Annotated in this window: 20 protein-coding genes; 8 read left to right on the top strand and 12 right to left on the bottom strand. The window is 63.4% G+C overall.

What is annotated here, in order from left to right; all coding sequences use genetic code 11:
- Positions 1–59: 59 nt before the first annotated feature.
- The 5 genes from P3T20_RS19150 (at position 60) to P3T20_RS19130 (ending at position 6,816) form a co-directional block, all read left to right on the top strand.
- A complete protein-coding gene (locus tag P3T20_RS19150; protein ID WP_074264944.1) occupies positions 60–1,469 on the top strand; it encodes a 3-oxoacyl-ACP reductase in 1,410 nt (469 codons plus the stop codon).
- Positions 1,466–2,383, top strand: coding sequence for a MaoC/PaaZ C-terminal domain-containing protein (locus P3T20_RS19145; protein ID WP_074264945.1), 918 nt, complete (start codon positions 1,466–1,468; stop codon positions 2,381–2,383). The genes P3T20_RS19150 and P3T20_RS19145 overlap by 4 nt, the downstream gene beginning before the upstream one ends.
- A gap of 142 nt (positions 2,384–2,525) precedes the next feature.
- Entirely contained in the window at positions 2,526–3,827 is a 1,302-nt protein-coding gene (locus tag P3T20_RS19140) for an acetyl-CoA C-acetyltransferase (protein ID WP_429287553.1), read from the top strand.
- An 87-nt stretch (positions 3,828–3,914) separates the two neighbouring features.
- Positions 3,915–5,684, top strand: coding sequence for an AMP-binding protein (locus P3T20_RS19135; protein ID WP_429287552.1), 1,770 nt, complete (start codon positions 3,915–3,917; stop codon positions 5,682–5,684).
- Between the two features lie 67 nt (positions 5,685–5,751).
- Positions 5,752–6,816 carry a DUF1571 domain-containing protein gene (locus tag P3T20_RS19130; protein WP_429287551.1) on the top strand — a complete coding sequence of 355 codons (1,065 nt, stop codon included), beginning with the start codon at positions 5,752–5,754 and terminating at the stop codon, positions 6,814–6,816.
- Between the two features lie 41 nt (positions 6,817–6,857).
- Here P3T20_RS19130 and P3T20_RS19125 read toward each other — a convergent pair whose 3' ends face one another.
- The 6 genes from P3T20_RS19125 to P3T20_RS19100 form a co-directional block, all read right to left on the bottom strand.
- Positions 6,858–7,247 (bottom strand): hypothetical protein, encoded by a 390-nt coding sequence (locus tag P3T20_RS19125; protein WP_429287550.1) that lies wholly within the window; start codon positions 7,245–7,247, stop codon positions 6,858–6,860.
- Positions 7,248–7,332: 85 nt separating this feature from the next.
- Positions 7,333–8,910, bottom strand: a complete 1,578-nt coding sequence (locus tag P3T20_RS19120) for an FAD-binding protein (protein ID WP_429287549.1) — start codon at positions 8,908–8,910, stop codon at positions 7,333–7,335.
- 19 nt (positions 8,911–8,929) lie between these two features.
- The gene (locus P3T20_RS19115) at positions 8,930–9,388 is read right to left on the bottom strand and encodes a hypothetical protein (RefSeq protein ID WP_429287548.1); all 459 of its coding nucleotides are present in this window, start codon (positions 9,386–9,388) and stop codon (positions 8,930–8,932) included.
- Positions 9,389–9,665: 277 nt separating this feature from the next.
- Entirely contained in the window at positions 9,666–10,490 is an 825-nt protein-coding gene (locus P3T20_RS19110) for an anti-sigma factor family protein (protein WP_429287547.1), read from the bottom strand.
- Complete coding sequence (locus tag P3T20_RS19105) at positions 10,490–11,008, bottom strand: sigma-70 family RNA polymerase sigma factor (RefSeq protein ID WP_074264952.1); 519 nt, start codon at positions 11,006–11,008, stop codon at positions 10,490–10,492. Before P3T20_RS19105 ends, P3T20_RS19110 begins: the two co-directional genes overlap by 1 nt.
- A 24-nt stretch (positions 11,009–11,032) precedes the next feature.
- Positions 11,033–11,164, bottom strand: coding sequence for a hypothetical protein (locus P3T20_RS19100; RefSeq protein WP_302050853.1), 132 nt, complete (start codon positions 11,162–11,164; stop codon positions 11,033–11,035).
- 470 nt (positions 11,165–11,634) lie between these two features.
- Between P3T20_RS19100 and hfq the strand changes: the two genes are divergently transcribed.
- Entirely contained in the window at positions 11,635–12,096 is a 462-nt protein-coding gene (gene hfq, locus P3T20_RS19095; protein ID WP_074264953.1) for an RNA chaperone Hfq, read from the top strand.
- A gap of 98 nt (positions 12,097–12,194) precedes the next feature.
- Here the strand turns inward: hfq and P3T20_RS19090 are convergent, their stop codons facing one another.
- Positions 12,195–12,431: a hypothetical protein gene (locus P3T20_RS19090; RefSeq protein WP_074264954.1), complete on the bottom strand. Its 237-nt coding sequence runs from the start codon at positions 12,429–12,431 to the stop codon at positions 12,195–12,197.
- Positions 12,432–12,641: 210 nt separating this feature from the next.
- On the opposite strand from P3T20_RS19090, the gene P3T20_RS19085 reads away from it, so the two are divergent.
- Together P3T20_RS19085 and P3T20_RS19080 are read left to right on the top strand one after the other, a co-directional pair.
- Positions 12,642–12,824 carry a hypothetical protein gene (locus tag P3T20_RS19085; protein ID WP_429287546.1) on the top strand — a complete coding sequence of 61 codons (183 nt, stop codon included), beginning with the start codon at positions 12,642–12,644 and terminating at the stop codon, positions 12,822–12,824.
- Positions 12,825–12,961: 137 nt separating this feature from the next.
- Positions 12,962–14,179 (top strand): low temperature requirement protein A, encoded by a 1,218-nt coding sequence (locus P3T20_RS19080; protein ID WP_429287545.1) that lies wholly within the window; start codon positions 12,962–12,964, stop codon positions 14,177–14,179.
- Between the two features lie 159 nt (positions 14,180–14,338).
- On the opposite strand, the gene P3T20_RS19075 is transcribed toward P3T20_RS19080, so the two are convergent.
- Genes P3T20_RS19075 through P3T20_RS19055 form a run of 5 tightly spaced genes read right to left on the bottom strand, consistent with a single transcriptional unit; the run spans position 14,339 to position 19,522 of the window.
- On the bottom strand, positions 14,339–15,067 hold the full coding sequence (locus tag P3T20_RS19075) for a DUF2968 domain-containing protein (RefSeq protein WP_074264957.1): 729 nt from the start codon (positions 15,065–15,067) through the stop codon (positions 14,339–14,341).
- A 48-nt stretch (positions 15,068–15,115) separates the two neighbouring features.
- Entirely contained in the window at positions 15,116–16,507 is a 1,392-nt protein-coding gene (locus P3T20_RS19070) for a sigma 54-interacting transcriptional regulator (protein WP_429287544.1), read from the bottom strand.
- A gap of 10 nt (positions 16,508–16,517) precedes the next feature.
- Positions 16,518–18,317 (bottom strand): TadG family pilus assembly protein, encoded by a 1,800-nt coding sequence (locus P3T20_RS19065; RefSeq protein WP_074264959.1) that lies wholly within the window; start codon positions 18,315–18,317, stop codon positions 16,518–16,520.
- Position 18,318: 1 nt separating this feature from the next.
- On the bottom strand, positions 18,319–18,678 hold the full coding sequence (locus P3T20_RS19060; protein WP_074264960.1) for a DUF3613 domain-containing protein: 360 nt from the start codon (positions 18,676–18,678) through the stop codon (positions 18,319–18,321).
- A gap of 22 nt (positions 18,679–18,700) precedes the next feature.
- On the bottom strand, positions 18,701–19,522 hold the full coding sequence (locus P3T20_RS19055; RefSeq protein WP_074266103.1) for a tetratricopeptide repeat protein: 822 nt from the start codon (positions 19,520–19,522) through the stop codon (positions 18,701–18,703).
- Positions 19,523–19,590: the final 68 nt, after the last annotated feature.

Genomic DNA, 19,590 nt, shown 5'->3' with positions numbered 1-19,590 from the left:
CCAAACCTGAAACCCAGGCATACGAAAGCAACCCCGACTGGCCAGCGGAGCAACAGAAGATGAACGACACCTACCTGAACTTCGTGAACTCGCCGTTCGGCGCGCGCCTCGCGCGCTCGATCGGCTTGCCGAAGCCCGAGGTATTGCGCCGCTATCGCGCGGACCAGCCTGAGTTCGATGGACTCGTGGCGATCGGCGCGGGGCGCGAGCCGCGTCTGCTCAATGCACTGGCGGGTGTGATCGCGCGCACCGGTTTCACCAGCGTCGCGCACCAAAGCGCCGGATTGTGGGTATCGCTCGCGGCGCGTCATGGTCTGATGACGGGCCGCTTCGAGCCCGCCGAAGCCGGACCGCATGGACGGGTTGCCGCGCTGATTTTCGACGCGAGCGGTATCGAAGACAGCGGCCAGCTCGATACGCTGTTCGCGTTCTTCCACGACACGCTGCGCTCGCTCGGCAAATGCGGCCGCATCGTTGTGCTTGGGCGACCGCCCGAAGCGTGCGCGAGCTCGCGGCAATGGACCGCGCAACGTGCGCTCGAAGGACTCACGCGTTCGCTCGGCAAGGAGGCGCGGCGCGGCGTCACGGCGAATCTGGTCTACGTTGCAGAAGGCGCTGAACATGAGGCCGAGGCGACGCTGCGCTTTTTTCTGTCGCCACGCTCGGCGTATGTTTCGGGTCAGGTGGTGCGCGTTGCTGCGAACGGCACCTCTCACGCAACCACGTTCGACTGGGCTCAACCTCTCGCCGGCAAACGCGCGATCGTAACCGGTGCGGCACGCGGAATCGGCGCGGCGATCGCCAGTGCCCTGTCAGCCGAAGGCGCGCACGTCATCGGCATCGATATCCCCTCGGCCAAAGACGCGCTCGACGCCACCATCCGGCCACTCGGCGGTACCGCCCTCGCCTTCGATATCGCCGCCGCCGAGACACCCGCGCAGATCGCCGCGGCGCTCGATGAACTCGGTGTCGACATCGTCGTGCACAACGCCGGCATCACGAAGGACAAAACCATCGCCCGCATGACAGAAGCCGCGTGGCACAGCGTGATCGACATCAATCTGTCCGCGCAGGAACGCCTCGACGACGCCCTGCTCGCGGCCGGGACGCTGCGCGACGGCGGCCGCATCGTGTGCGTGTCGTCGATCAGCGGCATCGCCGGCAACATGGGTCAGACCAATTACGCAACCTCGAAAGCGGGCGTGATCGGCCGCGTGCAAAGCATGGCTATCCCGTTAGGCAAACGAAACATCACGATCAACGCCGTGGCCCCCGGTTTCATCGAAACGCAGATGACCGCAAAAATTCCGCTGGCCATCCGCGAAGCCGGACGCCGGATGAATTCGATGAGTCAGGGCGGCCAACCTGTGGACGTGGCCCAGACTATTGCGTGGCTCGCGCATCCTGGATCGGCAGGCGTCACCGGCCAGGTGGTGCGCGTCTGCGGTCAAAGCTTGATCGGAGCATGAGCATGCACGAGCCCTCCGGCATCGGCCAGGCTTACGGCGCGGTGCGTCCGAAGACGGTGGTCATCGAGGCGTTACCCGCGCCGGCGAAGCTGTATGCACGCGCGCTGTCCGGCCTGATCAAACGCGGCCGCCCCTCCCAGTTGCCGGCGCTGCGGCTCGTGCGTCCGGCGGCGCCGCTCGAGCCGGCAGCGATCGAACGCTATGCGCGGGTCTGCGGTTTTATCCCCGAGCACGGCGTGCCCTTGACCTTCCCGCATCTGCTCGCCTTCCCGCTGCATCTGCTGATGCTGACCGATCCGGCCTTCCCATGGCCCGCGCTCGGGCTCGTGCATCTCGCCAATCACGTGCGGCTGCGCAGACCGCTCGCGTACAACGAGGCGTTGCGGGTTGAGGTCGAATTCGGTGCCTTGCTGCGTCACGACAAGGGTCAGGCGTTCGTACTGCATACGCGCCTGTACCGGCGCGGCGAAGCGGTGTGGGACGGCGACAGCGTCTATCTGAAGCGCGGTGCCGCCCCAATGGGCGATCCCCTGGCCGCACTCGAGATCGAACGCGACACGTTGCACCGAGTGGCACGCTGGCAGCTTCCTGCGCAACTCGGGCGGGACTACGCACATGCGTCCGGCGACTACAACCCGATTCATCTGACCACGCTGACGGCCAAGGCATTTGGTTTCCCACGCGCCATCGCACACGGCATGTGGACGCTCGCGCGCAGCGCCGCCGCACTGCAGCCGCCCAAGCCGCTCGCCGAAGCGGTCATCAGCGCGGAATTCAAGCTGCCGATGCTGCTGCCCGGCGACGCCTCGTTATGGACCAGCTCACCCTCGCCCAGCACACGCGAACTGGAAGTGCGCGACGCGGCTGGTGACAAACCGCATTTGCGCGGCCGCTTTCAATGGACATCTCTATGAACCGGCCACCGTCATGACCCATCGTTCGCCCTTTTGAGCTCGCGGTGCGCCATACCCGCAAAGCTGCAAACGGCCCATCCACGCAGCAGTCGTGGCCACCGCTCAACCCAATCAACCCGCTTCACCCTGCAAGGAGTCACGCATGTCCCACCCGCTTCCCGCTGTGCGACGCGTCGCCATCATCGGCGGCAACCGGATTCCGTTTGCGCGTTCGAACACCGCCTACGCGAGCGCCTCGAACCAGGACATGCTGACCTTCACCCTGCAAGGGCTGGTTGACCGCTTTAACCTGCACGGCGAGCGCCTCGGCGAAGTGGCAGCGGGCGCGGTCATCAAGCATTCGCGCGACTTCAACCTCACGCGCGAGTCGGTCCTCTCAACAACCCTCGCGAAAGAAACCCCAGCCTACGACGTGCAACAGGCCTGCGGCACCGGCCTGGAAGCCGCCATCCTCGTTGCCAACAAGATCGCGTTGGGACAGATTGAAGTGGGCGTTGCAGGCGGCGTCGACACCACCTCGGACGCGCCGATCGGCGTCAACGAGCGGATGCGCAAGATCCTGCTCGAAGCGAATCGCGGCAAGACGCCGGGCCAACGGGTCGGCGCACTGACCAAACTAAGGCCCGGCATGTTCTTCAAACCGCTCCTGCCGCGCAATGGCGAACCGCGCACCGGCCTCTCGATGGGCGAGCACTGCGAGCTAATGGCCAAGCGCTGGAGCATTGCGCGCGAGGCGCAGGACGAACTGGCCTACGAGAGCCATCGCAAGCTCGCCGACGCCTACACACGTGGCTTTCTCAACGATCTGATGACGCCCTACAAAGGCCTCGCGCGCGATAACAACCTGCGCGCCGATCTGACGCTGGAAAAACTGGCCGGCCTGAAACCCGTGTTCGACCGCGATGCCGGCACACTAACTGCCGGCAATTCGACGCCGCTCACCGACGGCGCCTCCGCGGTGCTGCTCGCCAGCGAAGCGTGGGCTGCAGAACACGGCCTGCCGGTGCTCGCCTATCTGAGCTGGTCGGAGACCGCTGCGGTCGACTACTTCGACAAAAAAGAGGGCCTGCTGATGGCGCCCGCCTACGCCGTGCCACGCATGCTGGCCCGCGCCGGACTCAGCCTGCAGGACTTCGACCTGTACGAGATTCACGAAGCTTTTGCGGCCCAGGTGCTATGCACGCTTACAGCGTGGCAGGATGATGAGTACTGCCGCACACAACTGGGCTTATCCGGAACGCTCGGTGCGATCGACCGTGCGAAACTGAACGTCAACGGCAGCTCTCTCGCCACCGGTCATCCATTCGCCGCAACCGGTGGACGAATTGTCGCCGGCCTCGCGAAGATGCTTGCGCAGCTCGACAAACCGGCTGGCACGGCGCGCGGTCTCATTTCGATTTGCGCAGCGGGCGGCCAGGGCGTTGTTGCGATTCTCGAACGCTAGCTCCCGCCATGCATTTGCACCGTACATCGCCAGCCATAGGCATACATAACAGACACAGATGAAGCGTTTCGCTTCAGGAGACAAAAGATGAACCAACCTATCCAGTCGGCACCGACTCCGCCTCTCGATGCCAAACCGGCACCGCGCGCACCGAATACCGACGGCATCTGGTATGCGTCGTACCCAGCGGATGTGCCACACGAAATCGACGTGCGGCAGTACGAATCGATCGTGCAGTTCTTCGACGAATGCACCACGCAGTTCCGCGAACGGGTTGCGTATGTGAGTGTCGGCGCCAATCTGACCTATGGAGAACTGGCGCGCAAGGCCACGGCTTTCGCAGCATGGCTGCAGGACATCGGCGTCAAACCGGGCGAACGGGTCGCTATCATGCTGCCCAACACCTTCCAGTATCCGGTCGCATTGTTCGGCATCCTGAAGGCTGGTGCGGTGGTGGTCAACGTCAATCCGCTCTACACGGTGCGTGAACTGGCGCATCAACTGAAAGACAGCGGCGCGCAGACCATCATCGTGTTCGAGAACTTCGCGAAGACCGTCGAACAGGCGCTGCCCGGCACGCGCGTGCAGAACGTGGTGGTCACCGGTCTCGGCGACCTGCTCGCCGACGGCCTGAATCTCAAGGGACGGCTACTCAATTTCATGCTGCGGCACGTGAAAAAGATGGTGCCGAAGTATTACCTGCCAAAGGCGGTGCGTCTGCTCGACGTGCTCGCCATCGGTTATACGAAACCACTGACGCCAGTGCGTCTCACGCAGGGCGATCTGGCGTTCCTGCAATACACGGGCGGCACGACCGGCGTCGCCAAGGGGGCGATGCTCACGCATCAGAACATCATCGCCAACCTGCTGCAGGCGAAGGTCTGGTCGCAGGGGCAATTGAGCGGCGAGATCGAGACCGTGCTCACCCCGCTGCCGCTTTATCACATCTATTCGCTGACCGTGAATGCGATGATCTTCATGGGACTCGGCGGGCGCAACATCCTGATCGCCAATCCGCGCGACACCAAACGCGTGATGATGATCATCCGCAACGAGAAATTCACCGGCATCACCGCCGTCAATACGCTCTACAGTGCGTTCCTCGAAAACGAGGAGTTCAGGAAGCGCGACTTCTCGAACCTGAAACTCGCCATGGCCGGCGGCATGGCGACCCAAAAGGCTGTCGCCGAGCGCTTCAAGGCGGTGACAGGCAAGCCGATCATCGAAGGCTATGGCCTCACCGAATGCTCGCCGATCGTCTCGATGAACCCGGTGGACCTGAAGAACCTGCGCGATTGCGAAGGCTCGATCGGCCTGCCGGCGCCCTCCACCCAGGTGCGCTTCAAGAAAGACGACGGTGCCTGGGCCAATATCGGCGAAGCGGGTGAACTGTGCGTCAAGGGTCCGCAGGTGATGAAAGGCTACTGGAACCGGCCCGACGAAACCGCCAAGGTCTTCGACGAAGATGGCTGGCTCGCTACCGGCGACATCGGTGTGATGGATTCACGCGGTTTCATGCGCCTGATCGACCGCAAGAAAGACATGATTCTCGTCTCCGGCTTCAACGTCTATCCGAACGAAATCGAGGATGTGATCGCCATGCACCCCGATGTACGCGAAGTGGCGGCTATCGGTATTCCCGACCCCGCGCAGGGAGAACGCGTCAAGGTGTTCATCGTTTCGCGCAATCCCGCGCTGACCGCTGAGAAGGTCATCGAGCACTGCCGCAAGAATCTGACCGGCTACAAGGTGCCGAAGGCCGTCGAGTTCCGCAGCGAACTCCCGCAGACCAATGTCGGCAAAATCTTGCGGCGGGCGCTACGCGACGAGGAACTCGCGAAAGAAAAGCGTGCCTGAGAGGAAGCACGCCTCGAACGGCATGACCGAGCGCGATTCCGCCAACACTGGATCTGGAGGGAGATGAATGAAGCACTGCCGCTCGTGCAGCCTGGATCACCGTCTGGATTACCTTCCCCCCCTTGACGATGGGTGTAGCTTACATCCATCGCTCAAGCCTGCTCCGGCCGCATCAGCACCGGCGCTCAGGCGCACCGCGCACCTGCTGCGGCGCGCACTGGCCTCCTCGTTGCTCGCCGGCGCGGCGCTGGGTTTGGCGCCTGCTGCGGCATTCGCGCAATCGGCCCCGCAACCCGCCAGCGCACCGGCCTCGGCGGACGCCGGCGCTGCCAGCACCGCGCAGGCGCCCTCCACGCCGCCATCGCAGGCCGGCAAGCTGACCCTCGACCAACAGGTGCACTGGTTGCGGCAGGCGCAGGAAAGCGGCGAACTGGAAAAGCTCGACGATGCGCAACTCACGTCGTTGTTCCAGTCGCTCGATCCGCTCACGCTGCCGCGTTTAATCAAGGACGGGCCGAACGGCTACCCATCGTACGAATTCACGATGCTGCGCTGGGAGCGTCTCAAGGGCGAGTGGCCGGACAAGCCCGATCACATGCTGGTGCGCATCGCTCACGACCCGCTGCGAATCTACGCGAAATGGTTGCCGGATGGCGCGCATGCAGGCCAGGAGATCATCTACGACGAGTCCAAACGGGCCGATGAAATGTATGGGCACCTGGGCGGCATACTGGGCGTGATGCCGTTGTGGACTTCGACGACAGGCGCATTGGCTCGCTCGCAATCGAACCACCAGGTGCGCGATCTCGGCACCGAATACATCGCCGGCCAGTATCTGGATGAAGGGAAAAAATACGTCGAGGCAGGCGTGCCGCGCTCTACCCACATCAGTGTGCAAACTATCGAAGAGGTACGGGTCGTTACCTTCACATACGAAACGCCCATCGGTCAGCCGCAGTTCTATGCGAAGAAAGAAACGCTCGGGCTCGATTTGCGGCATCCGTATTTCCGCACGGCCGAGTCCTACGCGAACGACGGGAAGATCTTCGAGAAGATCGTCTTCGAGAGCATTACGCCGAAGACCTTCGACGATGCGACGTTCGATCCGAAAAACCCGGCCTATAAGTTCTGAGCGATAACGGCGGTGCTGCCACCACGCCGCCGGCCACCGCTTCAGCTTTCGCGCGGGCCCATCAGGAATGCAATCGCGGCGCTGCCTCTCGCGTACTGATGACGGGAGTGTTCGACCATCCGGCCCGAACGCAACGCAAGTTGTTGAAGCACGAAATGATCGGATGCGCGCGTGACGCCGACCAGCAAACCTGGCGTCGCAGCGAGCCGCGGTGCAAGTGTCGTGTACCAGAGCATGCCGATGTCGTCGCCGGTTTCGAAAACCGGCATCGCGCCGCGGCCCGCATCGACTGAGAACGTTCTCGCGTCCACGAGGCTGGCATCCACTACCGCGACTGTGGAGGGCGCGCTAGCGGCGCGAGCCATCCACGGCCAGGCAGAACCTGTCGCAGAGAGCCACGCGCCGGTCATCAGAAATGTACGCCTGTCCATCGTTCGTACCTGCGTGATTCACTCAGACGTAAGCCTTCATCGCATCCGCCGTTGCGCCTTTGCGCTGACATCTGTTGTACATCACTCACGTATAACCACGCCGGTCACGCCACGCCGCCGGCCATACACCCTGTTTCCCAGGCGAAAGAATCCCGGCTGGATCCAGCGCGTCCTTGATCGTTTCCGACAAACGCAGCAGGGCGCCGTCGTTAAAGTTGTACTGCGCCGCGGCAAAATCCATATACGCAAGATGCGTCCGATACTCGCCATATCCGGCCGCGCGCGCGTCGCTGATCAGCACGCGCAGCAGATCGCCCGCGAGGTCCGCCTGCTGCGCGTCGTCGCGATCGAAAATCGCGGCAAAAATATGGTGCAAATGGCGCGTGCCCACCGTGAAGCCACCGTAGTAATCGAAGCCGTATTCGATCGCGCGCGCCTTCGCCATCGTGTATTGACGCATCGCATCGCGCCCGGTCGCGGGACATATCGGCGAGAAGTCCACATGCGCACCCGCGCCGCCGCGCCAGTCGAGCATGCGGAACGCGGTCATCGCGGGAATGCCGGACATGTTGCGGTCACCGCCACCGGACGGCTGCGCATCCCCGCTATAGCGGCTCGCCAGAAAGCGGGCCTGCGGCACCTCTGCGAAGGCACGCTTCACAAGCGCGTACTGCGCGTCGATCACCTCCGGTGTGCCGTACAGCGCGAAGTGCAGATTCCACCGGCCGACCTTCAGGTGCTCAAGCATCGCCGCAAGCGCGCTTTCCGGCATCGCGCCCGGGCCGTCATACCACTGCGTCCGCGACGTGATACCCGCCGCGCGGCGCAGGCCGCCTTCGATCACCGCGTTATTGCGAATCGTCTCAGCGAGGCGCAGCGGCCGCAATATCTCGACAATCGCTTCGAGGTCCTGCTCATGTTGAAACTGGATTTCGCCGAGCAGATAAGCGGGCGGCGCGGGCATCAACCACACGCCCATTTTCGTGACCACACCGTAGTTGGACTGCATGAACATCGCGTCGAACGATGGTCCGTAGCCCGGCTGATAGGTCTGCCAGGAGGTGCCGATGTCGATCCCTCCCATTCCTGTGCGCACGACATCGCCGTTAGCCAGCACGATCTCCATGCCGCACTGGGTGGCAGCGTGATCGCCGTACGACGTGTAGCCGAAGCCGCGTTCCAGCGTGTTGCCGATCACGCTGCCCCAGCCGGCCGCCGGCGGATCGACCCACAGCCGGTAGCCCTTGCTGCGTAGCCAGGCGTACAGATCGAAGTAGCTGACGCCGGGCTCGACGAGCGCGTAAGCCAGCGTTTCGTTAACCTCAATAATGCGGTTCATCCGCTGCAGATCGAGCACCACTGAGCCCGTCAGCCGCGGCGCGGCGCCGCCATAGGCAAAGTTGCGGCCGGTGGACACAGTCCATAGCGGAATGCGGTAGTGCGTCGCGATGCGCAGAATGGCCTGGATTGCTTCGACCGAATCCGGCCGCAGCGCGGCAGATGCAGAGAACGCCGCGGCCTGACCGGGTGCGAACGGATCGCGATACGACGCGAGGTCGATCCCGGAGGACACGACGTTCTCCTCGCCGACAATCGCCGTCCATTCGGCAAGTGCCCGGTCGAACTGGGCTTCCGCGATATTCGGCGGCAAGATGCGTGTCAAAACGTCTCCTTCACTGTCACTACCGGCGCATCCCACCTCCGCCGCCCCAACCGCCATGCATGCCACCGCCACCGTGCCAGCCGCCGCCGTGCCAACCGCCGGCCGGCCTGCCGCCACGGAATCCCACCCGGCTGAAGTGAATATGATCCAGCGCGTAGCGGTGATGAAACCGGTCGACGAAAATAAACGGCCCACCGAATCCGACGGTCACGACGCCGCTCCAATACCACGGATCGTAGTACGGATAGAGTCCCGCTGGATACAGCGCCACGGCATTGTCATCACCCTGCACGATCTGCCAGGTGCCGTCCGGTTGCTGGCACGCGAGTCCGGTGATCTGCTGCATGGCGCCATTGATTTCGGCCTGACCCGCGACCGTCTGGCATGGCGGCCCGTCCTCACTGGATTGCGCTGCTACCGGCCCCGCACACGCGACACACAAGGCTAATACTGCCCAACGTCCTTTGATATAACGCATGATTCCGTCCTGTCCCGACGCTTCGGTGTTGCGTCCGCACTCGCGGCCGTCGCCGTAAAGACCACGTCGTTTCGCCTCGCATCCGCCCAGCGGCTGTCTGCTTAAAACCGCGCAAGCGGCGCAAGCAGAAGCCGCATTAGCATGGGCTTGCAACGAGTAAACGAAATGCCGGACAACGCTATTCCGATGATGCGCCGGGCGCGCGGCCCGGTTGCGTTACATCATGTTTCAGCAGGCCTTGCCGCCAGGTGTCGGGCGGCGCGCCAGCCGCGCCGGTCTATTCTTTCCACGACGACGGTTTGCCGCCCAGCGAGCCGCACACGTCAATGGCGATCTCGCGTAGCTTGCCCTCCGAGATCGGCCCCGACAACGCGTAGCCCATGTGGCTGTTCACCCAGTAAAAGGTGCGCCGGTTGCCTTCGCGAAACAGCCGGAAGGCAGTTTCATCGTCTGGAATCCCGGTCACATAAAGCGTGAGCCGCGCGCCGTCCGAATTCTCGTACATGAATTGCGCCGCCGGCCCCGCTTCGCCCGGCAACAGGCGGCCGCCCACCAGCGAATAACCGTACTCCTGCAGCGACGGCACCGAGAGCGGCCTATTCAGCCGTTTCGAGAGCCAGCTAATCAGATGTTGTTCTTCGCTAGCCGCGACCTCGACCGGATGACGCTGCTCGGGCGTATAGACCGCATAGGCGACGTCCGCACGTCGGGCGAAGCTCAGCGGCTGCGCGCCGATCCAACCGCTCGGCAAGCGCGACGCGAGCGGTCCCGCTGCGAGCGCAAGGCCCGCGCCCGCAGCCAGCCAGCACGCCGCGAGACTGACGCGGCGCCACCACGGCGGCGGCACGCGCACGACTACGAACGACGGCGCGACATCGCCCGCATCGCGCTGGGATACACCGCCGCACAAGGCCTGCAACGCAGATTTCTGCGCCCGCCACGCTTCCACCCGCGCGGCCGCCTCCGGATCGTCGGCGAGATGTTCGAGAACGGCCGCGCGCGTGCCTTGCGGCAACTCACCGTCGATGAACGCCGAGAGCGCGCGCAAATCCGCCGGTTTCAGCGAATCGGGAAGAGCGGAATCGTGGTCGTCTTGGCTCATCACGGCGTTCTCACTACTTTCAACGGCGTGGGGATGCGCGCCGGCCCTTCGGTCAGCAGCACACGCATGTGCTCGCGGGCACGGGACAAGCGCGACATCACCGTGCCAATCGGCACGCCGAGCGCAATCGACGCCTCCTGATAAGTCAATTCCTCGACGCACACGAGCAGCAGCACTTCGCGCTGCTCGATCGGCAGACAATACAGTGCCCGTTGCAAATCGCGCAATACCAGCCCGTCTACTTCGCCGGGCGGCGCTGCGAGATCGCGCCACGGCGCGGTTTCCTCATCGACCGTGACCTCGCGGCGCACCCGCAACTGATCGATGTAGAGATGCCGCAGGATCGTCAACAGCCATGCGCGCAGATTGCTGTTCGGCCGGAACGCCGCCCAGCGTGCAAGCGCGCGCTCGGCGGTGTCCTGCACCAGATCGTCTGCCCATGCGGTATCGCCCGTCAGTGCGCGCGCATAGCGGCGCAACTGCGGGAGCCATGAAATCACTTCCGCTTCGAACTTCACGCAGCGAACGGCGCGCGCGGGCTGTTAATAACCGCCAGTGCTGCTCGTGCTTCCGCCGCCGGACGAATCCGCTGTCGTGCAAGCCGTGGTGCCGAAGGCTGTTAGCGCGAGCGCCACGATGACGCACGCGGTTGAAACCAGTTGGGACAATTTCATATGCAGTCTCCTGACGACACCCGCTTTGGGGCCCGCGCCGGTTTGCGACCGGATGCCGGGATGTTGCGGTGTGTCATGCGTTGAATTGCCACGCGACGGGCGCAGCGGACCGTGACCGCCGGCGCGTCGAGACTGGCCCGCCTGCAGGGCCGTCCGGACGCGGGCTAAGTCGAAGCAGGGCGCCGACGAACACGCCGCCCATGCAACGTTAACGCCGCGACAGCAGGTTTATTCCGCCCTCTTGCAGATAAAGCGCGGCAAGGTGGAGCGGCGGCAATGCCGGGAGCCGGGCCAGCCTTCCTCCGCCAGACTCCCGCCAGATTGGTAACTCAACGTTACGAGGGCCAGTTATCAGATGCTTCTATCCGCGCAAGCCGTTATAGTGGACGCAGAGAACGCTCCCCCCGCGCGCTTTTCCCTGAAAAGGGTAGAATCGCGGCGAGCAACTGTCCTTCTTACCTGACTTGTCCATGGCATCCGCAGAATCGCATCCGCAAAACGACTTCATGAACGCAGCGCGCAAAGAAAGAAAGCGCGTCGAGATCTATCTTGTCAACGGCATTCGCCTGACGGGGTGTATTGAGTCGTTCGATCAATATCTGGTGATGCTGCGCACGCCGGTCGGCCTGCAAGGCATCTACAAGCGCGCCATTTCGACCATCCAGCTCGACACCGGCACGCGTCCCGCGCCGCGGGCCGGACGGCCGTCGCACGGCGAGCACACCACGCGCGGCCCGCATGGCTCGCGCGAGCCGCGGGAACACCGCGAACCGCGTGAGCCGCGCGAATCGTATGGCGCCCAGCCGCCTGCCGAGCGCACGCCGTCTTCTGACCGGGCGCCTTCGGACGGCCCGGTAGTGGTCACGCGCCGCCGGCGCCTGTTCGGCACGGGCAATGGCGACGGTAACGGCAACAACAACGGTCAGGAATAGGTCGTGTTGCAGAGGCGGGCCGGCTGGTCCGCCTTGCTTGATCCGCTTGACTGGCCAGCTTCGCTGGCCTGAGTGGCTCGCCCGGTTACCCCACCGCTTCAGCCGGCCGATTGCGCCGCATTCCCCAGACGCTGCAAGATCTGCTCGAGACGCACCCCCTGCTGGTGCGTCAGTTCGTACCCGGCTTTGACCGCGAGCACACGCCGGCGCCAATAGCCGGCGTTCAGGATGCGCTGCATGGGTTGCTGTGTGGCCCAGTCGAGGTGTTCCAGTTCCGCTTCCACGACATGCAGTGCGTTTAAGCGTTGCGCCTGCCGCGATCCGTTCGATTCCATAGCTGCGCCACCTCGTCTTTGAGCCGCCCGGATGCGACCGATGCCGGCCGTCTCTCGCGACACACCCAAGACGAGTCACAAGGCCCAAATTTCAAGCATTTTTGTGACGTTTTGTGGCTTCGTGCGGCGCATCGGCCCACAGAAAAGCCGTGGAACGCGGCGCCGGGTTTGCGCTATCCTGACCGTTCGACACTCTTTGCGGAGCAGGACATGTCCAAGCCGAAGCCACACGCGCCGCCGCCCGCCCAAACGGCCGAAGACCGTCTCGATGAGGCTCTCGACGAAACCTTCCCCGCGAGCGACCCGATCGCGGTCGATCCCACCGAGCGGCCGCATCCCACGCCTGTGCCTCCGGCAACCCATCACCCCGACAAAGCGAAGAAACACCACTAGACACAGCGTCTGACCGGCACGCTGCCGCACGCCGCGCCTGACTTTGACTTACTGCGCCCTACAGCTGCCCGCGCAATAGCACGCAGCATGAAAGCCACCGAACCACCCTGCCCGCTCCCGCAAGAAGGAACGACAGCATGTCCAGCGACACCGCCCGCGGGCTCACCCGCGCCCCCGCGCGTTTCCTGCGCGAACGCGACGGGCACGAGGCCCACGTTACCAACGTCGAACTGTTTTTCGACCTGATCTACGCGTTTGCCGTCACGCAACTCTCGCATCGGCTGATGCATAACCTGAGCGCGTTCGGCGCGCTCGAAACGCTGGTCCTGTGGTTCGCGGTCTGGCTCGGCTGGCAGTACACCTGCTGGGTCACCAACTGGTTCGATCCCGAGCGCATCCAGGTCCGTCTGCTGCTGTTTGCGGTGATGGTGATCGGCATGGTCATGGCCGCGAGCCTGCCGCTCGCCTACGGCGAGCGCGGCCTCGTCTTCGCGATCAGTTATGTGGTGATCCAGGTGGGCCGTAGTCTGGTCGTGCTGGGGTTTCTGGGCCGCGACCATGCGCTCACCGCGAACTTCCGGCGTATCTGCGGATGGCTCGCGATTTCAGGCGTCGCATGGATCGCGGGAGGTCTGCTCGACGGCATGCCGCGCTTCGCCTGCTGGAGCGTAGCGGTGCTATGCGAGTACCTCTCGCCGATGTTCGGCTTCCCACTACCGGTGCTTGGCCGCTCGACCAGCGCGGACTGGCGAACCACCGAAGGCGGCCACATCGCCGAGCGCTGCCAGGCATTTGTGATTCTCGCGCTTGGCGAGTCGGTGGTGGTGACGGGCGGCACGCTGTCGGATCTGGCCACATGGACCGCGCCTTCGATCATCGCGTTTCTGGTGTGCTTTGCCGGCAGCGTCGCCATGTGGTGGGTCTACTTCGACACCAGCAGCAGCGCCGGCAGCCGCGCCATCGCAAGCTCGCGCGAGCCTGGCCTGATGGCAGCCTATTTCCACTACGTGCACGTGATCCTGATAGCCGGCGTGATCGTGTCGGCCGCCGCCGACGACCTCATCATCCTGCATCCGCCCGAGCGTATCGACTGGCCGACGGCGTGGCTGCTGCTCGGCGGCCCGGCCATCTACGTGGCGGGCAACGGGTTGTACAAACGCGTCGTCTATGGCCTGTTTCCGCTATCGCACGTGGTGGGGCTGGTGCTGCTCGCGCTTCTCGCACCATTCGCATTTCACACCGATCTGCTCATGACGGGCGGCCTCACGACTGTCGTGATGATCGTGGTAGCCGCCTGGGAGAGCGTGTCGCGCCGCGGCTCGACGCAGGCTGAGGAGCCTGCTCGCGTGGAGTAACCGCGCGCGTCGCTCCCGACTGGCGGCTACCCTGCGGCAGACAGGCGAACGGCCGGCGCGTGGCACGCGGCGAACGGCGCCGCAAAAGCAACAAAACCCCGCACGGCGAACCGGGCGAGGTCATGTTTTACCGCGACGGCGATGAGCCTGGCGTTACGCTCAGTGCTGCGTCCCGGTCGTCGGCAAGCCGCTATCCAGTTGACGCTGCAGTTCCTGCACCTGACGCTGCGCATCGCGCAACTGGGCCTGGGCGGCGCTCTTCTGCTGCGCAAGCGCCGTAGCTTCGGCACGTGTCTGCTGCTGCTGATTGTCGACGATGTTCTGTTGCTGACGCGCGACAGTAAGGTCGGCCTGCAGACGGTTGGCGCGGTCTTGTGACAACGCGATCATCCGGTCGGTGAAGGCCTTTTGCGCCTCCAGCCGGGTGCGGCGGATCTCGATGTCTGACAGCTGCACGGTCTGACGGGCGAAGTCCTTGTAGATCATCTCGGCGCGCGTTTCGTCCCCGGTCTTGATGACTCGCCAGAAGGTTTTCTGCTGGAACAGCGCGACGTAGTACGTCATTTCCTGCGGGTAGAACAGCATGCTCGCGCCGTAGCTACCGTTGTACGTCGTGCGCAATTCCTTCAGATCCGAACCCCGGATCATCTGCTGCAATTCCGCGACGTTGCCGGCAGCGGATTGCTTTGCCTCGTCCGCTGTCAGCGCTGCGCTCTGCCCTTGCTGGTCCTGGGTCGTGGCGGGCAACGGAGCTGTCGTACCCGGCTGGGAAACGACCGCGGCGCTTGCTCCGCTATCCGGCAGAGACTGCGCATAGATGCCCTGCACAGTCCCGAGCGTTATCAGAGCGCCCAAGGCAATCTGTCGAAGTTTCGACTTGTGGTCCATGTAATTCCTGCTTGAACAGTTTTTGTTTTGTTACATCTTGTCTCATTATTACTCACTTTCGCGGGTTTCGGGCTCCTCGTCGAAAATTTGATACTTACGCATTTTCTCCCAAAGCACCTTGCGGCTGATGCCCAACGTGCCCGCCGTATCTTGCCTGCGCCAACCATTTGCTTCAAGCGCCGCGAGCACGCGGTTGCGTTCGGCCATGTCCCATTTGCTGCGGTCCACCAGCACTTCTGCCGCGCTCTCCGCGGGCACCGGCTGGCTACTGCGCGCGAGCGCCAGCAGCCGATGCAGCCTGGCCGCATCCCACGCGCCGATCTGGCGCACGGTCACGCCGATCCGCTCGGCGAGGTTGCGCAGTTCGCGCACATTACCGGGGAAATAAGTATCGGCTACTGCGTCGGCCAGCCAGTAAGGAATATCCGGCAGCGTGGCGAGCCGTTCGGCTCCCACTACCGAGGCGATAAACGCCTTGAAGATCGCGATCTTGTCGACCGCCCCGCGTTCTTCGAGCGAGGGAATTTTTAGTTCGATCACCGCAAGCCGGTAGTAAAGATCGGCGCGGAAGGTGCCATCCTTGACGAGCTGCGGCAGGTGCTTGTTGGTGGCGGCGACGAGCCGGAAGTCAAGCTTGATGGGCGTCGCCGAACCGATTCGCGTAACCGCACTGTCCTCGAGCACGCGCAGCAGCTTGACCTGTTGATAGAGCGGCAGGTCGCCGATTTCGTCGAGAAACAGGGTGCCGCCGTCGGCCTGCTCGAAGTAGCCTTTGTGGGCCACCACCGCGCCGGTAAACGAGCCTTTCGAATGTCCGAAGAAAAGCGATTCGAAGAGACCATCAGGAATCGCGCCACAGTTCACCGGCACGAATGGGCCCTGTCCGTAGCGGCGATGCTTTTCGTGCAGAAGCTGCGCGATGCGCTCCTTGCCGACACCGGTCTCGCCATGCACGAGCACGCTGGTGTCGCAGTCGGCGAACGTGGCGACTTCGTGCAGCAAGGCCTGCATGCATTCCGAATTGGCGACCAGCGCGCTCGACTCGAGCGTCTGCGCGGTATGGGCGCGCAATTGCAGCACGAGCTTGGTGACCATGCCGCGCAATTCGGCGCAAGTGAAGTCGAGCGGCAGGATGTGCGAATACTCGGACGGGTACATCGCGGGATCGTGATCGCGCGGCGCCGCGCCGACCCACACCACTGGCATGCCATGGGCGGCTTGCCAGTCGCGCAGGATCAGCGCGCCGCTGTCGATCACCGACACGCTGATGATGGCGAGCGACGGGCGCAGTGCAGTGCGTTCGGGGGAGATCGCGATATCGTCGGCGCGGATCACTTCGACATCGAAGCTCGCCATGCAGCGTGCGACCCGGTCGACGATGTCGGCCTTACCTTCCCAGACGTAGATATCGAGTTCGTCGATTTTGGCGGTGGTTCTCATTGGCGAAGAATCAGTAAACCAGTTGGGCCTGGCCGCAGGCGAGTCCGAGGTCGTGGACCGTGCTTACGCCGATCTGGACACCCAGCAGTTGCAATAAGGGGACGAGGAGCGCGTCGAGCGAGGCCAGGATCGGATTGAGCACGGAGACAAGTGCACTAAGCAAAGGCGCTGCCGCCGCGCTGACGTCGCCACCAAGCAGCGTTGCATGAATCGAAGTGGCCATCTGCGCTGCAAGTTGAGTCAGCAAGCCGGCAGCGGCCGAGCCGACCGCGTTGGTATTAGTGGACTGGTATGCGGTGCTGCTGTTCGGCACGCCATTGAAGGTGAGCGTGGTCTGCGCCGGCTGCAAGGTGAGATTCAGGCCCGATGCCGGCGAGGACGATCCAACCGATACGTTGACAGCTGACATCCCCAGCGCGTTCACGGACGTGATCGTCGCCGGCTGGTTGCACTGCATCGCAGTGGTCGTATTCGTGAAGTTATTCAGCGCGTCCCCGCCGATGCATAGACCCGCGATGCCAGTGTTCGCGACAATGGTGCTTTGGCTCGTGGCCTGTTGAGTAGTACACATCGTATTTGTCAAAGTGGCGGTTCCATACCCCGCCTCGATGTAAATCGGCAGGTTCAAGGCACTGACGCTAACGAGATCCGGCAGTCCCAGAAAGGTCAAGCCTAAGCTCAAATTCAGCAGGTTGACGTTCAGATAGACCTGCACTTCCGCCGAACGCGCACTCGCGCGTGGGGTGCCGTTCGCATACGTCCCGGCTTCGCCCACTGCAATGACCGGTGGCTGGATGATCTTCGCCTGCGCCGAAATGTTCGCTAACGGACCTAGATTAAGCGCGGTGTTGAGGTTGATGGCCGAGTTGCCGTGGGCAATCTCGGCGGCCGCCATCAATACGTCGAGCGCATTCACGGTAGCGCTGACCGCCGCTTGCGGATCGTCGAGCGCTACGGCTAACAAACCGTTGGTGCCTGGCGTGTTGCCGAGCGCGACTTGCAGTCCGCCCGGAATGGCAGCCTGAATCGTACCCAGATCGGTAATAGCCGTCGCGCCCACCAACGTGCTCTTGCTCGCGGCCGTGACCATCGCTGAGACCAGGTTCGGAAGCGATATGTTGGTGTTGAGCAATTGAGTCATCGAACCGACACCGATCGCCGCAGCCAGGTCACCCAGCTTGATCTGAGTAGTAGCCAGTCCTTGATAAGACGCCACGCTCAGATTCAGGTTAGTGCCGAGCAGGCTGTTCAACAGGCCATTCACGAGTCCACCCGAGAGGGTCGCCACGGCGGAGGTGATCGAAAACGAGCGAACGTTGGTCGCTTCTGCCGTGCTGACGGCCTGGACGTTGCGCGCCGGTCCCAGGAAAAAGTACGGCACCTTCTCGCTGACGGTGACCTGCACCGCATTCATCGGCGAACCAGAAGTCGAAAAATAGGATTGACCGGCATTGGCCGACGGATCCCAGCGGCCGCACACTACAGTCACGGTGGCACTCGTCGACAAATTGTTGCCCTTCACCGCATTGTTCTGCGCCGAAGTGGTGGCCGAGGCACATGCCCCACCGTTGCTGACGGTCTGCGCACCAGCCGTCGCCGCCATATCCGCGGTCCGCTGCATCTCCCGCCGCGCAAAGTAGAGGTTGCCGATATCGATCGCGCCAAGCGCCACCACCGTCAATCCGAGACAAAGCGCAGCCATCAGTATCGTGACGCCGCGTTGGCGCCGCATCGACACATGGCTCGCGCGGCGCCGGTGCGCGAAGCGCACACGCCGGACAAAACGGAGAGATGGTTCGGATGCCGACATATCAGTTCTGCGGCAGCGTGCCGCCCTGTGAACCGCCTGCGCCCGCCTGACTGACTGAGGAACCGAAGAAATCGGGAATCTTCGAATTGAACGACTCGAGATACCGCTTGTAAGCGAGGCCGGCTTCCGCGCCGAGCATCGGCCGGGCGGGTGCAGCCTCTGCATTGCTGCGCTGAAGCGCGAGCCACTCTTTGGTTGAGTGATCGATCTCGCTGCTCCGCGGAGGCTGCTGTGCCGAGTCGCTCTCCGCATAGGCGGAATCCGCGCCGCCGGCTATCGTCAATGCGAGCGCCGCCATAGCAGTTGTCAGCGAGAGGCCCGCGATACGCGCCCTGCCTGTTTTTCTGTCCTTCTTCGTCATGTTCGCCCCCTTCTGCCGCCTGTTATTGTGAGAATCGCTGCAACAAGCGCGGTGCGGGTTCGACTCCCTGCACGCCAACGACCGGCGCAGACCGTGCCGTCTGTTGCGCTAGCGCGACCTTTGCCTGAGCCTGTGCCGCCTGCGTCGCCATGGCCACCTTCGCCGCCTCGCGGCGAATCGCCAGGCGCACATCCGGTGAGAACTTCTCCTGGTCCATCAGGGCTGCAGCCTGCGTGTCCTTGCCATCCGCCAGCAAAAACAGCACGACGTTGCTGACGATTTTCGGATTGGCGTGATCGAGTTCCGCCGCTTTCATCAGCGGCACACGGGCGCCATTGACATCCCCCTCGCGCAGCCTTGCGTAACCGAGATCCGAGAGTGTCGGTGCATCGGTCGGCGCGAGCCGGACCGCTTCCTGCAACTGTTGCGCGGCATGGCCAAAATCTCCCGACGCCCCAGCGATCAATCCAAGCCCACGATAGCCGCGCGCGGCAAGCGGCGTCTGCAGCAGTTTCGTGTAAGTATCTGAAGCTGCCTGCGGCTGATCGGTCATGCGCAACGCGTCGGCACGCAGCAGGGTTGTCTCGGGCTTCACGCCATACTGCTTTTCGAACGCGTCGATGTGAGCAAGAGAGGCGTAGTAAAGCCCTTGAGCCTGCATGCGCTCGATCAGATTGAGGTACGTGCTCGGCGCGTCCGGTGCAGGGTCGCGGTTCGCCTGTTCGATGTCGGCCTGGCGTTCTGCTTGCGGCCCCACTCCGTAGCCCGACAGCTTCGACGCGCAGGCGCTGAGCAAGGCGAACGCGAGCAGGATGACCAGATGCCGGGTGCTCCGCAATCTCACGGTCGAAGCTTTGCGTTCAACCAGTACGGTCTGAAAGCAAAGATCGGATGTCGCATCGTTAGTCGTTA

It is taken from the genome of Paraburkholderia sp. GAS206C (genome assembly GCF_050435645.1).
Lineage (GTDB): Bacteria > Pseudomonadota > Gammaproteobacteria > Burkholderiales > Burkholderiaceae > Paraburkholderia > Paraburkholderia phenazinium_B.
The sequence above is the reverse complement of the archived record's forward strand: the minus strand, read 5'-3'. Positions and strand labels throughout refer to the sequence as shown.

Coding starts and splice junctions, on each gene's coding strand:
- P3T20_RS19060 (WP_074264960.1), bottom strand. CDS start 18,678: ATGACGAAGAAGGACAGAAAAACAGGCAGGGCGCGTATCGCGGGCCTC.
- hfq (WP_074264953.1), top strand. CDS start 11,635: ATGGCATCCGCAGAATCGCATCCGCAAAACGACTTCATGAACGCAGCG.
- P3T20_RS19145 (WP_074264945.1), top strand. CDS start 1,466: ATGAGCATGCACGAGCCCTCCGGCATCGGCCAGGCTTACGGCGCGGTG.
- P3T20_RS19100 (WP_302050853.1), bottom strand. CDS start 11,164: ATGAAATTGTCCCAACTGGTTTCAACCGCGTGCGTCATCGTGGCGCTC.
- P3T20_RS19090 (WP_074264954.1), bottom strand. CDS start 12,431: ATGGAATCGAACGGATCGCGGCAGGCGCAACGCTTAAACGCACTGCAT.
- P3T20_RS19150 (WP_074264944.1), top strand. CDS start 60: ATGAACGACACCTACCTGAACTTCGTGAACTCGCCGTTCGGCGCGCGC.
- P3T20_RS19140 (WP_429287553.1), top strand. CDS start 2,526: ATGTCCCACCCGCTTCCCGCTGTGCGACGCGTCGCCATCATCGGCGGC.
- P3T20_RS19110 (WP_429287547.1), bottom strand. CDS start 10,490: ATGAGCCAAGACGACCACGATTCCGCTCTTCCCGATTCGCTGAAACCG.
- P3T20_RS19065 (WP_074264959.1), bottom strand. CDS start 18,317: ATGTCGGCATCCGAACCATCTCTCCGTTTTGTCCGGCGTGTGCGCTTC.
- P3T20_RS19125 (WP_429287550.1), bottom strand. CDS start 7,247: ATGGACAGGCGTACATTTCTGATGACCGGCGCGTGGCTCTCTGCGACA.
- P3T20_RS19085 (WP_429287546.1), top strand. CDS start 12,642: ATGTCCAAGCCGAAGCCACACGCGCCGCCGCCCGCCCAAACGGCCGAA.
- P3T20_RS19080 (WP_429287545.1), top strand. CDS start 12,962: ATGTCCAGCGACACCGCCCGCGGGCTCACCCGCGCCCCCGCGCGTTTC.
- P3T20_RS19130 (WP_429287551.1), top strand. CDS start 5,752: ATGAAGCACTGCCGCTCGTGCAGCCTGGATCACCGTCTGGATTACCTT.
- P3T20_RS19070 (WP_429287544.1), bottom strand. CDS start 16,507: ATGAGAACCACCGCCAAAATCGACGAACTCGATATCTACGTCTGGGAA.
- P3T20_RS19075 (WP_074264957.1), bottom strand. CDS start 15,067: ATGGACCACAAGTCGAAACTTCGACAGATTGCCTTGGGCGCTCTGATA.
- P3T20_RS19135 (WP_429287552.1), top strand. CDS start 3,915: ATGAACCAACCTATCCAGTCGGCACCGACTCCGCCTCTCGATGCCAAA.
- P3T20_RS19115 (WP_429287548.1), bottom strand. CDS start 9,388: ATGCGTTATATCAAAGGACGTTGGGCAGTATTAGCCTTGTGTGTCGCG.